We start from the raw sequence: 13,799 nt of genomic DNA, 5'->3' as shown, positions 1-13,799 counted from the left end.
GCCCTGTGGGCTCTCGGCGCAGAGGAATCCGGGTCAGGCGTCGATGCGCTCGCGGTCGAGGGCGCCCGCGCTGTCGATGATGAAGTCCTTGCGGGGGCCGACCTCGCCGCCCATCAGCAGCTCGAACACGCCGGTGGCGGACTCGATGTCGCTGAGCGTGACCTTGCGCAGCGTGCGGTGCCCGGGGTCCATCGTCGTCTCGGCCAGCTGGTCGGCGTCCATCTCGCCGAGGCCCTTGTAGCGCTGCAGCGGCTTGGTCTTCTTCCCGCGCTTGGCGAGCGAGGACATCGTGCGGCGCATCTCGGCCTCGGAGTAGGTGTAGACGACCTCGTTGGCCTTGCTGCCGGGGTTGACGACCTCGATGCGGTGCAGCGGCGGCACGGCGGCGTAGACCCGCCCGGCCTCGACGAGCGGGCGCATGTACCGGAAGAACAGGGTGAGCAGCAGGGTCCGGATGTGGGCGCCGTCGACGTCGGCGTCGGTCATGATGATGACCTTGCCGTAGCGGGCCGACTCGAGGTCGAAGGTGCGCCCCGACCCCGCCCCGATGACCTGGATGATCGCCGCGCACTCGGCGTTGCCGAGCATGTCGGTGACCGAGGCCTTCTGGACGTTGAGGATCTTGCCGCGGATCGGCAGCAGGGCCTGGTGGTCGCTGCTGCGGGCCAGCTTCGCGGTGCCGAGGGCGCTGTCGCCCTCGACGATGAACAGCTCGGTGCGCTCGGGGTCGCTGCTGCGGCAGTCGGCGAGCTTGGCCGGCAGCGAGGAGGACTCGAGCGCGGTCTTCCGGCGCTGGGTCTCCTTGTGCATCCGCGCGCTGATGCGCGACTTCATCTCGGCGACGACCTTCTCGAGGAGGGTCGCGGCCTGGGCCTTGAACGGGCGCTTCGTGGAGGTGAGGACGGCCGACAGCTCGGTCTCGACGACCTTGCTGACGATCTGGCGCACCGCGGCGGTGCCGAGGACCTCCTTGGTCTGGCCCTCGAACTGCGGCTCGGCGAGGCGCACGGTGACGACCGCGGTGAGCCCGGCGAGGGCGTCGTCCTTGTCGAGCTTGTCGCTGCCGGCCTTGAGCCGCCGGGCGTTGGCCTCGACCTGCTTGCGCAGCACCTTGAGCAGGGCCTGGTCGAAGCCCGCGAGGTGGGTGCCGCCCTTGGGGGTGGCGATGATGTTGACGAACGAGCGCACGGTGGTGTCGTAGCCGGTGCCCCAGCGGACCGCGACGTCGACGCCGCACTCGCGCTCGACCTCGGTGGGGTCATGTGCCCCTGCGCGTCGAGAACCGGAACGGTCTCGGTGAAGGTGCCCGTGCCCTGCAGGCGCCAGACGTCGGTGACCGGGGCGTCGGGCGCGAGGAACTCGCAGAACTCGGAGATGCCGCCGTCGTGGAGGAAGACCTCCTCGGTGGGCTCGGGGCCGCGCTCGTCGCGCACCACGATGGTCAGGCCGGGGACGAGGAAGGAGGTCTGGCGCGCCCGCCCGAGCAGGCCCTCGAGGTCGAGGCCCGCGTCCTGGAGGAAGATCTGGCGGTCGGCCCAGTAGCGCACCCGCGTGCCGGTGACGCCCCGCCTGGCCTTGCCGACGACCTCGAGGGCGCTGGTCTTCACGTAGGGGGTGAACTCGTGGTCGGGGTCCTTGCGCCCCTGGGCGCCCGCGACGTCGGAGAAGACCCCGGGCTCGCCGCGGCGGAAGCTCATCGCGTAGGTCTTGCCACCGCGGTCGACCTCGACGTCGAGGCGCGCGGAGAGGGCGTTGACGACCGAGGCGCCGACGCCGTGGAGGCCGCCCGAGGCGGTGTACGAGCCGCCGCCGAACTTCCCGCCGGCGTGCAGCCGGGTGTAGACGAGCTCGACGCCGGTGAGGCCGGTGCGCGGCTCGATGTCGACGGGGACGCCGCGGCCGTTGTCGCGGACCTCGACCGAGCCGTCGGCGTACAGCTGGACCTCGACCCGGTCGCAGTGGCCGCCGAGGGCCTCGTCGACGGCGTTGTCGATGATCTCCCAGAGGCAGTGCATGAGGCCGCGCGAGTCGGTGGAGCCGATGTACATGCCGGGACGCTTGCGCACCGCCTCGAGGCCCTCGAGGACCTGGAGGTGGTGGGCGGTGTACTCGGACGCGGACTTGCTCGTCGCGGTCTTCTTGGCAGCGGTCGCAGGCACGTCCCGCAGGGTAGTCGCCGCCCCGACGGCCCCCGACAGGCGCACCGGCCCGGCGCCGACCCGTGGTCGCGGGGGCGTATCGCCGGGCCGTCTCGTGCCTCCTCACCCCTGGAGGACAGGAGGATCCCGGGCTCGGGCGAATGGTCACGATCTCGACACCACCCGGCCGGTTCGGGGCCCCCTGCGCACCGGGAAGCATCCGGCGTGCTTGACTGTTGCACAGGAGCCGATCCGCACGGGTCGGTCGCCACGAACCACCAGCACGAACACCAGCAGGACCCCGAGCCGAGCCGAGGAGGCCGCCGTGAACGCCGCACTGGCACCCACCCTGACCACCGCGGACCGCTGTGACCGCTGCGGTGCCCAGGCGTACGTCCGGGCCCGTCTGCACGCCGGCGGAGAGCTGCTCTTCTGCGCCCACCACGGGCGCGAGCACGTCCCGGCCCTGGTCGACAAGGCCGACATCATCGACGAGAGCGAGCGCCTCCACGAGCCGGTGACCCCGGCCGTCGACGACTGAGGTGGACGCCCTGGCGGCCGACACCTGGGTCGTCCTGCCGCCGCTGCTGATCGTCCTCGGACTGGTCGGCGTCGTCGTCCCGGTCCTGCCGGGCACCCTCCTCGTCCTCGCGGGCGTCCTCGTCTGGGCCCTCGCCGAGCAGAGCACCACCGGATGGGTGGTGCTCTTCCTGTCGGTGCTCGTCGCCGCCGCCGGGCGGGTGCTGCAGTACCTCGTCCCCGGCCGCCGGATGAAGCAGCGCGGCGTGCGCACCTCGACCCTCGCCCTGGCCGTGCTCCTGGCCGTCGTCGGCTTCTTCGTCATCCCCGTCGTCGGGGCCCCATCGGTTTCCTCCTCGGCATCTGGCTCGTGGAGGTCGGTCGCGGGACCTCCCGCGGGGAGGCGTGGACGCGCACGAAGCACGCCGCGCTGGGCGTGCTGCAGAGCGTGGGGATCGAGCTGACCTCGGCGCTGGTCGTCGCCGGGCTCTACGTCGTGGGACTGCTGGTCGGCTGAGGCCGCTCACCGGACCGGCGGGGCCGGCCGGGGGTCACCACTTGTTCTCGCGACGCTCCCAGCGCTCGTCGAGGCGGTCGATGAGCGAGCCCTTGCGCTTGGCCCGCCCCTTGGCCTGGACGTTGCCGTCCTGCTGGACGACGCCGAGCCGGGCCTTGCGCGGGGCGTGACCGCGAAGGCCACCGAGGCGACCATGAGGGCGAACCCGATGGCGCCCACCCACATCGTCGTGCTGATGCCGACGAGGACGAGGCCGAGACCGGCGAGCGCGCCGACGGCACCGACGACCCACCGTCGGCGCTGGAGCGAGGCGAGGCCGCTGCCCTGCATCTGCGAGGCGAACTTCGGGTCCTCGGCAGCGAGCTGCTGCTCCATCTGGTCGAGCATCTTCTGCTCGTGGTCTGAGAGGGGCACTGATCCTCCCGCGGTCGGCCCGAGGCGCCCGGCGGACGCCCCATGTTGTCCCTGAGTCCTCAGGATAGGTCCCGCGGTCGCCGCACGGAAGCGGATGGGTCACGTTGGATGCGCGATGTGTCACGTTCGAGCAGGCTCGCGGGCCGCACGACCCCCGACCCGAAGCGCGCGCGGGCCCGGTCGACGGCCCGGTCGGCGTCCCGCCAGCCGTGCTCGGGCTCACCGATGACCCCCTGGATGGGCGCCTCGTGGGCCGGGACCAGCCCGGTCATCCGCACCCCGACGAGCCGGATGCGGGCCCGCTGGAGCCCGAGGGCGTCGAAGAGGGCGACGGCCGCCGCGTGCACCGCCCGCCCGCTGTCGGTGGGCTCGCGCAGCGTGCGGGCCCGGGTGATCGTCGTGAAGTCGCTGAACCTCACCTTGAGGGTGACGGTGCGCCCGGTCATCCCCGCGGCGCGCATCCGGGCCGCCGTGCGCTCGCTGAGGCCGAGCAGCCGGCGGCGGATCTCGGCGGCGTCGTCGATGTCGGCCTCGAAGGTCTGGTCGCTGCCGATGCTCTTCTCGCGCTGCTCGCGCTCGACCGGGCGGGGGTCACGCCCCCACGACAGCTCGTGGAGGTGGTGGCCGGTGGCCTCCCCGAGCCCGCGGACGAGGGTGGCCAGCGGGGTGTGCGCGATGTCGGCGACGGTGCGCAGGCCGAGCCGCACCAGGGCCTCCTCCGTCTTGTCCCCCACGCCCCACAGGGCCGCGACGGGCAGCTGCTGGACGAACGGGACGACCTCGTCACGGGGGACGACGACCATCCCGTCGGGCTTGGCGAGGCTCGAGGCGAGCTTGGCGACGAACTTGCTCGGGGCGACCCCGACCGAGCAGGTGATGCCCTGCTCGTCGTGCACGGTGTCGCGCAGGTACTGGCCGATGCTCGCCGGGTTGCCGAGCCGGCGGACCGCGCCGGAGACGTCGAGGAAGGCCTCGTCGAGCGAGAGCGGCTCGACGACGGGGGTGACCGAGCGGAAGGTCTCCATCACCCCGGCCGAGATGTGGGAGTACAGCTCGTGGTCGGGGGCGAGCACCGTGGCCTGCGGGCAGAGCCGGCGGGCCCGGGACATCGGCATCGCGCTGGCCACCCCGAAGCGGCGGGCCTCGTAGGTGGCCGAGAGCACGACCCCGCGGGTGCCGCCACCGATGATGACGGGGGTGCCGACGAGCTCGGGGTGGCTCAGCAGGGTCGCGGACGCGTAGAAGGCGTCCATGTCGACGTGGAGCACCGTGCAGCCGGTGTCGTCGAGCGGGCCCGCGGCGGTGCGCTCGGGGAGGGCGAACTGGCGGCGGCTCATCGCGGGCTCCCCCGGTGCTCCCGGGCCACCCGGTGCTCAGCCGCGGGTGGCGAGGACGTGGAGGGCGCTGCCGAGGCTGCCGAGCAGCGGGTGGGCCGCGGCGTCGGCGGCGGCCTCCTCGAGGGCCGCGAGGGCGGTGCGGTCGGCCTCGGAGTCGAGGAGGGCCGAGGGCACGAGGTCGGCGAAGACCCGCACCCCCTGGACGTGCACCGGGGCCAGTCCGTGGGCGCGGACCAGCTCGAGGACGGCGGCCTCGTCGAAGCGGCGGGGGGCGGGGTCGTCCTCGCCCCAGCGGCCGTCGGGCCGCTCGAGGACGGCGCGGGCCCGATCGAGCCGGCCGGCGAGGGCGTTGGAGAGCACGGCGTGCAGCCGCTGGGCGACGACGAGGCTGAACGTGCCACCGGGGGCGAGCAGCGCCGCGACGGCCCCGACCGCGGCCTCGGGGTCGTCGACGACCTCGAGGGTGCCGTGGAGGCAGACGAGGTCGAAGGCGGGGTCGGCGCCGACGAGCTCGCGGACGGTGTCGGCGTCACCCTGGAGGGCGCGCACGCGCTCCTGGACCCCGCGCTCGGTGGCCCGGCGACGCAGCGAGAAGAGGGCGTCGGGGCTGGGGTCGACGACGGTGAGCTCGTGGCCGGCGACGGCGAGCGGGACGGCCGTGCCGCCGGTGCCGCCCCCGAGGTCGAGGATCCGCAGCGGCCGGCCGAGCGCGGCGCGGCGCTGCTCGGCGTGCTCGTCGAGCACGCGCTGGACCGCCGTGGTGCGCGGGCCGCCCGCGGGGCCGGGGCGGCGGCCACGGTGCTCGGACACGGTGGGTCTCCTCGTCGGGCGGGGGTGGCTGTGCGCGCTCCACCCTAGTGTCCCGAGCTGCCCGGGCTCGCGTGCCACAGCTTGCGCGAGGGCAGCGCGGCGGCAGCGGCGGGGGCGACGGGCACGACCTGCCCGGGGGGCGTCCCCGGGACCGGGCGCGGCATCCCGCCCGGGTGGTCGAGGACGGGCACCCCGCGCCCGGCCCGCGGGTCGGCCCCGGCGGGCTTGATGTCGGCGTACGGCGACTGCTTGAACCCCGAGGCGTGGACGAGGACGCGACGGCCGGTGCGCTCGGCGGCCTCGCGGGCGGCGTGCTCGGCGGCCTCGGCCCGGGCGACGGCGTCGGCCTCCCCCGCCGCGACCGCCGCGTGCACCCCGGCGAGCCCGCCGAGCTGCCAGGCGTCCCAGAGGCCGGCGAGCTCCCAGGCGCCGGTGGCCCGGATCGAGACGCCGCGCTCGCCGGTGCGTCGCAGCACGCCGCGCACGAGGAGCATCCAGGAGTGGAAGACCACCCCGGAGTACGGGCCCTGGACGTCCTCGAAGAAGGTGCAGTCGGAGGGGCCGGTGCCGTCGTCGAGGGTGAGGAAGACGACCCGGCGCCCGGAGCGCACCGGCGGGGTCTGGGTGGCGACCTTGACGCCGGCCACCCACACCTCGCTGCGGCTGCGGGTGCCGACGAGGTCGCGGCTGCGGGTGACCCCGAGGGCGGCGAGCAGCGGCTCGTAGAAGGCGACGACGTGGGCCGAGACGTCGAGGCCGAGGACGTCGAGCTCGGCGCGCACCCGCTCGGGGCCGGTGAGCTCGGGGAGGCCGGTGCCGGTGACGAGGGTCGGCCGGTCGCCGAGGTCGAGGGTCAGCTGGGTGGGCTGCTCGGCGGCCGGGACGACCTCGCGGGCCGCCTGGGACTGCGCGGCGGCCCGGACCCGGACGTCGACCCCGGCGTCCTGCACCTCGCGGGCGGCCGAGGTGGGCACGGTGCGCCGGCGGCTCGTGCGGGGGCGGCCGCTCCCCCGGTCCCAGCGGTCGAGCTCGGCGACGTGCAGCAGCAGGTCGCGGCGGGTGACCCGGCCGCGGCGCCCGAGCGAGCCGGTGCCCATCCCGTGGAGGGCGTCGAAGGCCCCGGCGAGCACGAGCCGCTCGGTGACCGGGCGGCTGACCCGGGCACGGGTCCAGAAGTCGCCGAGGTCGGAGTACGGCTGGCCGGCGACGATGCGGGCCACCTCGGCCTCGCTGATGCCCTTGACGTCGGCGAGCGAGAGCCGGATGCCGTAGGGCTGCGGGTCCTGCTTCCATCCCGGGGTGCCGTCCGGCCCGGGGCCGTCGTCGACCGGCTCGGTGCGGTAGGTGTCGCCGGAGGCGTTGACGTCGAGGCCGAGCACGGGGATGCCGAAGGATCGGGCGTCGTCGAGGAGCAGGCGCTTGGGGTACATCCCGGGTCGTGGGTGAGGATGCCGGAGAGGAAGGCCGCCGGGTGGTGGGTCTTCAGCCACGCCGAGTGGTAGGTCGGCAGCGCGAAGGCCGCGGCGTGCGCCTTGCAGAACCCGAAGGACGCGAAGGACCTCAGCACCTCCCAGATCCGGTCGCGGTCCTCGGCGGCGTACCCGCGCGCCTGCGCCGCCGGCCGCCACCATGCCTCGACCTCCTGCTGGCCGTGCGGGGTGCCCATCGAGCGGCGCACTTCGTCGGCCTGGGCGAGGCTGACCCCGGTGGTCTCGGCGACGATGAGCAGCACCTGCTCGTGGAAGACGACGACGCCCTCGGTCTCGGCCAGCGCGGGGACCAGGCTCGGGTGGAGGTAGCGCGTCTCGCGCCAGCCGTGCCGGGACTCGAGGAACGGCGTGATCATGTCGGACTTCACCGGGCCGGGCCGGAAGAGCGAGATGTCGACGATGAGGTCGTCGAAGGCGGTGGGCCCGAGCTTGCCGACGAGCTCGCGCTGGCCGGGGCTCTCGATCTGGAACATCCCGAGGGTGCGGGTGGTGCGGATCAGCTCGAAGGTGTCGGGGTCGTCGAGCGGCACCTGGCGCTCGTCGTCGAGGTCGATGCGCTCGCCGCTGACCCGCTCGACCTCGGCGACGGCGTGGGCCATCGAGGACTGCATCCGGATGCCGAGGACGTCGAGCTTGAGGAAGCCGAGGGTCTCGACGTCGTCCTTGTCGAACTGGCTCATCGGGAAGCCGAGCCAGGAGGCCTCGACGGGGGTGCGGTCGAGCATCCCGGCGTTGGACAGCACGACGCCGCACGGGTGCAGCGCGATGTGCCGGGGCAGGCCGTCGAGGGCCTCGACGAGGTCGAAGAACTGCGCGAGGCGCGGGCTGTCGAGGCCGCGGCTGCGCAGCTCGGGGAGGTCGGCGATGGCGTGCCGGGCGTCGCGGGCTCGGATGTGCGGGAACGCCTTCGCGATCTCGTCGACCTCGACCGGCGGCATGCCGAGTGCGGCGCCGACGTCGCGGACGGCGTGCCGGACCTTGTAGGTGTCCATCATCGAGACGCACGTGACCCGCTCGCCGCCGAAGCGCTCGAGGACGGCCTCGTAGATCTCGGTGCGGCGGGCCGACTCGACGTCGACGTCGATGTCGGGCAGCTCGGCGCGCAGCGGGGAGCAGAACCGCTCCATGAGCAGGCGGTGGCGGATCGGGTCGACCCCGCTGATGCCGAGCAGGTGGTTGACGAGGCTGCCGGCGCCCGAGCCGCGGGCCGCGACCCGCACGCCGCGGGCGCGGATGAGGTCGGTGACCTCGGCGACGGTGAGGAAGTACGTGGGGTAGCCCAGCGAGCGGATGACGGTGAGCTCGCTGTCGAGGCGGTCGAGGACGGCCCGGCGCTCGGTGTCGGTGGCGCCCGGGTAGCGCCGGTCGACCGCGGCGCGGCAGCGCTGCGCGAGGACGTCCATCGGGTCGGTGCCGGGCTCGATGCCGAGGACCTCGGGCTCGGGCAGGTGGACCGCGCCGATGCCGAGGTCGTCACGGGCGTCCTGGGTGCACTCGGCGGCCAGCCGGGCGGTCATCACGAGCAGCCGGTCGGCGCGGGCGGTGTCGCCGGAGGTGACCTCGAGGGCGCGGGCGCGCATGACGTCGGTGCCGGCGAGGTGGCCGGCGTCGGTGACGCGGTCGAGGTGGCGGGAGTCGAGGACGACGAGGCGTCGGGCGGCGTCGAGGACGTCGACGGTACGGACCTGCCCGGGCTCGGCGTGCCGGACCGCGGCGCTCAGGACGGCCGGCACCCCCGCGGCGTCGGCGAGGCCGAGGAGGTGGGCGGCGTGCGAGCGGCAGCCGGGCGTGCCGTCGGGGCCGCCGTGGAGGACGACCTCGAGGGCCAGCCCGTCGCGCGGCAGGAGGGTGCGCCAGCGGGCGAGGAGGTCGCGGGCGTGCTCGCGCTGCCCGGCGAGGACGGCCCGCCCGACGTCGGAGTCGGGGCCGAGGAGGACGACGAGGCGCGCCGGGGCCGCGGCGTCCTCGCCCTCGGGACGGCCCACCGGGCGAGCAGCTCGGGGTGGTGACCGGGACGCCGCGCTCGCCGCGCAGGTGGGTGCCGGTGACCAGGCGGCACAGGGCCGCCCAGCCGGCACCGGGGCCCGTGCCGGCGGCCCGGCCGCGAGCCAGGACGGTGACCCGGGGGCGACGCGGGTCGACGATCGCGCCGCCGCGCACCGGGGTGCGGACGGGCCGGGTGGGGCGGGTGTGCGGGTCGGGCACGAGGTCGGTGACGGCGAGGTCGACCCCGAGGACGGGGTCGAGGCCGGCCGACCCGCAGGCCTGCGCGAACCGGATCGCGCCGTAGAGGCCGTCACGGTCGGTGAGGGCGAGCGCCCCCTGGCCGAGCTCGGCGGCGCGGGCGACGAGGTCCTCGGGGCTCGAGGCGCCGAAGCGCATCGAGAACCCGGAGGCGACGTGGAGGTGGGCGAACCCGTCGGGGCCGGACACGGCCGGGCCTCAGGCCGAGCGGACGGGGACCAGGCGCCGCGGGGCCGGGCGGGCGACCGGGACGCCGAGGCGCGCCGCGACGAGGTCGACGAAGGTCTCGGCCTCGCGCAGCAGGTCGTCGGCCTCGCGGGCGCTGACCCGCACCAGCCCGGTCTCGACGCCGACCCGCTGCCCGGTGACGCCGGCGAACCGGTCGGCCCACTCGGCGAGCTCGGGGGCGGTGCGGGCGGCGAGGGCCCAGACGTCGTGCGGGCCGTTCCCGGCCGGGCCGGCGCCCGGACGGGAGGAGACGAGGGCGGCCGCGGCCCGCAGCGCGGCGAGCGAGGCGTCGAGGTGGCGCGCGGAGGCGAGGGTGTCGGTGTAGCCGCGGGTCAGGGCCTCGCGGGAGCGTTCGAGGAGGTCGAGGGTGGTCTCGGCGTGGGGCATCGCGTGTCTCCTCAGTCGTGGGCCCGCAGGAGGAGCCAGTGGTCGTCGTCGCGGCCGAGGTCGAAGACCCCGGCGGTGCCGGACGGGGGCCGGGCCTCGACCCGCCAGACCCGGCGCTCGGTGTCGGTGGGCCCGTCCGGGTGCTCGCCGACCTCGCGCCACCACGCCCGCCGCTCCTGCCAGGCGTCGAGGACGGCGCACACGGTGTAGCGCCGGCCGCGCCAGACGAAGGAGCGCGGGGCGTCGTCGTGCAGGACGGGGGCGACGGCCGCCCCCGCTCGGCTGCGGCCCGCTCCCCCGTGGCGACCTGCAGCGGCTCGTCGTGCCGACGGACCATGGCGCACCTCCGGGTGGGCAGCACCGATCGCCCGACGGGCGGCCTGCCCCGCCGGCGCGACCCGGTGGATGGAGTGATCGAACATGCGTTCGACTACTCCGTCCACTGTACCCCGGGGGTCCGACGTCGCGTCAAGCCGTTCGGAGGAACCCGCGGACCACTGCGGGTCGAGGTGGTGCCGGGCCGTCTCGAGGCCCGGTTTCACCTCGACCCGGGGCACGGAACCTCAGGCGCGGGGCTGGATCTCCCCCATCGGCCCGAAGCCGGTGACCTCCTCGGCGTCGACGTAGATGATCTGCGGCTGCGCCGAGACGATGTCGGGCATCTCGCCCATGAAGCGCTCGACGTGGGCCTGGCGCATGTGCTCGGCCCCCGCGTCGGCGTCGCGAAAGCCCTCGATGCAGACGAAGGTGTGCGGCTCGTGGACGCTCTCGGAGAACTCGAAGAAGACGTTGCCGGGCTCGGCGCTCACGTGCTCGACGTAGAACTGCGAGAGCTCCTTCCACTCCTCGAGCCTGTCCTCGCGGATCGGGAACTTCACGGTGATGAGGATCATCGGGGTCCTTCCGGTACTCGTCGCTACCCGGATGCGGGTGCATCCGTCGGGTGAGCAGAACACGCCGCACCCGGGTCGGGCCACCCGGTGTCCCGTCGTTCGACGACCCGAGCGGTCCGGACCCCGGGGCCTCCCCGTCCTCCCGGGCGAGCACTACGCTGCGGCCATGTCGCCCGAGCCCGTCGGCGTCGCCCCGGAGGACACTCCGCAGCGCGACCTCACCGCGCACCGCCGGGTCGCCGCGGTGCTCGAGACCCTCGCCGTCCACCACGTGCGCCCCGAGCTGCGCCAGCTGCCCGGGGCGGTCCGCACCGCCCGGGCCGCGGCCGAGGCGCTGGGGTCACCCCGGCCGAGATCGCCAACAGCCTCGTCTTCGTCGCCACGGCCGAGGACGGCGCCACCTCCCCGCTCCTCGTCCTCGCCTCCGGCGGGCACCGGGTCGACACCGCGAAGGTCGCCGGCCTCCTCGGCGTCACCTCGCTCGAGCAGGCCGACCCCGACTTCGTGCGCGAGCACACCGGCATGGCCATCGGCGGCGTCGCCCCCGTGGGCCACCCGGTCCGCCTCCGCACCGTCGTCGACGCGAGCCTCGGGCGCTACGACGTGGTCTGGGCGGCCGCCGGGCACAGCCACGCGGTCTTCGCCACGACCTACGACGAGCTGATCCGGATCACCGGTGGTCAGACGATGGACGTCGCCTGAGCGCTGGTCGCGACCTCAGAGGCCGAGGTTCTCGTGCACCTCGAGCGTGGCCGTCGAGCGGTTCATCGTGATGAAGTGCAGCCCCGGTGCGCCCTCGTCGAGCATCCGCCGGCCGAGCTCGGTGGCGATCTGCACCCCGACCTCGCGCACCGCGGCCGGGTCGTCCTTGACGGCCTCGAGCCGCTGCACGACGCCGGGGGGCAGCGGGGTGCCCATGAGCTCGGACATCCGCTGGATCTGCCGCACGTTGGTCACCGGCATCAGCCCGGGGGTCACCGGCAGGTCGCGGCGGGCGGCGACGCGGTCGCGCAGCCGCAGGTAGGTGTCGGCGTCGAACACCATCTGCGTGATGGCGAAGGAGGCCCCGGCGTCGGCCTTGCGGACGAGCACCTCGACGTCGTGGTCGAGGTCGGGGCTGTCGGGGTGGACGTCGGGGAAGGCGGCGACGCCGACCGTGAAGTCGCCGAGCGCACGGACCATCCGGACGAGGTCCTCGGCGTGGTCGAGGCCGTCGGGGTGCGGCGCCCAGGCCGCCCGGACGTCGCCGGGCGGGTCGCCGCGCAGGGCGAGGACGTTGCGGACCCCGGACGCGGCGTAGTGGCCGACGACCTGGCGCAGGTCGCGCACCGACTGCCCGACGCACGTGAGGTGCGCGAGGGGGGTCAGCGACGTCTCGTCGGCGATCCGCGCCGTGACCCGCACGGTGCGGTCCTGGCTGGTGCCCCCGGCCCCGTACGTGACGGAGACGAAGGCCGGCCGGACCCGCTCGAGGCGGCGCACGGCGTCCCAGAGCAGCGCCTCGGCGGCGTCGTCCTTCGGGGGAAGAACTCGAAGCTGATCGAGGGCTGCGCCTCCCGGAGCCGGGCAGGGATGGATGCCACGAGGTGCTCGGGACGGCCGCCCCCTCCGTAGTGACCCATGGCGGCGAGGGTACGCGAGCGCCGACACCGTAGGCTCGGGGACGCCACCATCCGACCGCGCCCGTGCGCGGCCGCACCGCCAGGAGCCCCCGTGACCAGCGTGCTCGACTCCGCCGACCTGCGGCGACGGGTGCAGGACGTCCTCGACGCCGAGCTCGCGGTGCAGGCCGGGGTCCTCGCCGAGCTCGGCCCGGACGTCGAGGACCTGATGCACGCCGTCGGCGACCTGCTGCGCGGCGGCAAGCGGCTGCGGGCCGCCTTCCTCTACTGGGGCGCCCGGGCGGCCGGCACCCCCGACTCCGACGCCCTCGTCCGGCTCGCGAGCGCCATGGAGCTGTTCCAGGCCGCCGCGCTCATCCACGACGACGTCATGGACGACTCCGACACCCGGCGCGGGATGCCCGCCGCCCACCGGGCCCTGGCCAGCCGGCACGCCGACCGCGGCTGGTCCGGCGACGACGAGCGCTTCGGCCTCGCCGGGGCGGTCCTCGCCGGCAACCTCTGCCTCACCTGGACCGACGAGGTCTACGCCACCTGCGGGCTGCCCGACGCCGACCTCGCCCGCGGCCGGGGCGTCTTCGACCGGATGCGCACGCAGCTGATGGCCGGCCAGTTCCTCGACGTCGTCGAGTCGATGCGCCCCTGGGAGGGCGTCGCCGACGACGAGCGGGTCGCGCGGGCCGGCCGGGTCATCCGCTACAAGAGCGCGAAGTACACCGTCGAGCACCCGCTGCTCATCGGCGCCACCGTCGGTGGGCTGGATGCCGCGGGCCTGGACGCCCTCTCGCGCTACGGCCTCGACGTCGGGCGCGCCTTCCAGCTGCGCGACGACCTGCTCGGCGTGTTCGGCGACCCCGACGAGACCGGCAAGCCCGCGGGCGACGACCTGCGCGAGGGCAAGCGCACCGTCCTGCTCGCGCACGCGCTCGCCGGTGCGGATGCCGGGGGTCGCGTCCGGGTCGAGCACCTCGTGGGGCGGGCCGACCTCGGCGGCGACGACGTCGACGAGCTGCGCGCCATCATCACCGGGTCCGGGGCCGTCGGGGTGGTCGAGGACGAGATCGTCCGGCTCGCCGCGTCGGCCCGTGCGGCGCTCGAGCAGGCGCCGGGGCTCGACCCCGAGGCCCGCACCGTCCTGCACGACCTCGTGGCCACGGCCACCTCCCGCACCGCCTGAGCCGCCTGCCGGACGCGCCGGCC

At 75.0% G+C, this 13,799-nt stretch carries 13 protein-coding genes and 3 pseudogenes; 4 read left to right on the top strand and 12 right to left on the bottom strand.

The window, feature by feature from the left end:
• Positions 1-33: 33 nt before the first annotated feature.
• Positions 34-2,048, bottom strand: a pseudogene (locus G7075_RS05475) (type IIA DNA topoisomerase subunit B).
• Between the two features lie 415 nt (positions 2,049-2,463).
• Here G7075_RS05475 and G7075_RS05470 point away from each other — a divergent pair.
• Both G7075_RS05470 and G7075_RS05465 read left to right on the top strand, forming a co-directional pair.
• On the top strand, positions 2,464-2,679 hold the full coding sequence (locus tag G7075_RS05470; RefSeq protein WP_166119684.1) for a hypothetical protein: 216 nt from the start codon (positions 2,464-2,466) through the stop codon (positions 2,677-2,679).
• Position 2,680: 1 nt separating this feature from the next.
• Complete coding sequence (locus tag G7075_RS05465) at positions 2,681-3,121, top strand: DUF456 domain-containing protein (RefSeq protein WP_205860628.1); 441 nt, start codon at positions 2,681-2,683, stop codon at positions 3,119-3,121.
• A gap of 59 nt (positions 3,122-3,180) precedes the next feature.
• Here G7075_RS05465 and G7075_RS05460 read toward each other — a convergent pair whose 3' ends face one another.
• The 10 genes and pseudogenes from G7075_RS05460 to G7075_RS05425 form a co-directional block, all read right to left on the bottom strand.
• Positions 3,181-3,588, bottom strand: coding sequence for a DUF3040 domain-containing protein (locus G7075_RS05460; protein ID WP_166119681.1), 408 nt, complete (start codon positions 3,586-3,588; stop codon positions 3,181-3,183).
• 59 nt (positions 3,589-3,647) lie between these two features.
• Positions 3,648-4,925 carry a DNA polymerase IV gene (gene dinB, locus G7075_RS05455; RefSeq protein ID WP_166119677.1) on the bottom strand — a complete coding sequence of 426 codons (1,278 nt, stop codon included), beginning with the start codon at positions 4,923-4,925 and terminating at the stop codon, positions 3,648-3,650.
• A 36-nt stretch (positions 4,926-4,961) separates the two neighbouring features.
• Positions 4,962-5,735 (bottom strand): bifunctional 2-polyprenyl-6-hydroxyphenol methylase/3-demethylubiquinol 3-O-methyltransferase UbiG, encoded by a 774-nt coding sequence (locus G7075_RS05450; RefSeq protein ID WP_166119663.1) that lies wholly within the window; start codon positions 5,733-5,735, stop codon positions 4,962-4,964.
• A gap of 44 nt (positions 5,736-5,779) precedes the next feature.
• Positions 5,780-6,709 carry an OB-fold nucleic acid binding domain-containing protein gene (locus tag G7075_RS05445; RefSeq protein ID WP_166119660.1) on the bottom strand — a complete coding sequence of 310 codons (930 nt, stop codon included), beginning with the start codon at positions 6,707-6,709 and terminating at the stop codon, positions 5,780-5,782.
• A 186-nt stretch (positions 6,710-6,895) separates the two neighbouring features.
• Positions 6,896-7,165: pseudogene (locus tag G7075_RS22215) on the bottom strand (hypothetical protein); the annotation flags it as partial.
• 263 nt (positions 7,166-7,428) lie between these two features.
• Positions 7,429-8,628: pseudogene (locus G7075_RS22210) on the bottom strand (DNA polymerase III subunit alpha); the annotation flags it as partial.
• A gap of 70 nt (positions 8,629-8,698) precedes the next feature.
• Entirely contained in the window at positions 8,699-9,658 is a 960-nt protein-coding gene (locus G7075_RS22205) for a PHP domain-containing protein (protein ID WP_371814189.1), read from the bottom strand.
• A 9-nt stretch (positions 9,659-9,667) separates the two neighbouring features.
• Entirely contained in the window at positions 9,668-10,084 is a 417-nt protein-coding gene (locus tag G7075_RS05435; RefSeq protein ID WP_166119658.1) for an SAV_6107 family HEPN domain-containing protein, read from the bottom strand.
• A gap of 11 nt (positions 10,085-10,095) precedes the next feature.
• On the bottom strand, positions 10,096-10,506 hold the full coding sequence (locus tag G7075_RS05430) for a DUF6504 family protein (protein WP_166119655.1): 411 nt from the start codon (positions 10,504-10,506) through the stop codon (positions 10,096-10,098).
• Between the two features lie 141 nt (positions 10,507-10,647).
• On the bottom strand, positions 10,648-10,977 hold the full coding sequence (locus G7075_RS05425) for a putative quinol monooxygenase (RefSeq protein ID WP_166119653.1): 330 nt from the start codon (positions 10,975-10,977) through the stop codon (positions 10,648-10,650).
• 87 nt (positions 10,978-11,064) lie between these two features.
• On the opposite strand from G7075_RS05425, the gene G7075_RS05420 reads away from it, so the two are divergent.
• Complete coding sequence (locus G7075_RS05420; protein WP_240917906.1) at positions 11,065-11,679, top strand: YbaK/EbsC family protein; 615 nt, start codon at positions 11,065-11,067, stop codon at positions 11,677-11,679.
• 15 nt (positions 11,680-11,694) lie between these two features.
• Here G7075_RS05420 and G7075_RS05415 read toward each other — a convergent pair whose 3' ends face one another.
• A complete protein-coding gene (locus G7075_RS05415; RefSeq protein WP_240917905.1) occupies positions 11,695-12,459 on the bottom strand; it encodes a methylenetetrahydrofolate reductase in 765 nt (254 codons plus the stop codon).
• Positions 12,460-12,690: 231 nt separating this feature from the next.
• Between G7075_RS05415 and G7075_RS05410 the strand changes: the two genes are divergently transcribed.
• Positions 12,691-13,776 carry a polyprenyl synthetase family protein gene (locus G7075_RS05410; RefSeq protein WP_166119650.1) on the top strand — a complete coding sequence of 362 codons (1,086 nt, stop codon included), beginning with the start codon at positions 12,691-12,693 and terminating at the stop codon, positions 13,774-13,776.
• Positions 13,777-13,799: the final 23 nt, after the last annotated feature.

The organism is Phycicoccus sp. HDW14, from assembly GCF_011383005.1.
Lineage (GTDB): Bacteria > Actinomycetota > Actinomycetes > Actinomycetales > Dermatophilaceae > Phycicoccus.
Note: the sequence above shows the minus strand (reverse complement) of the source record. Positions and strands in the feature narration are given on the sequence as shown.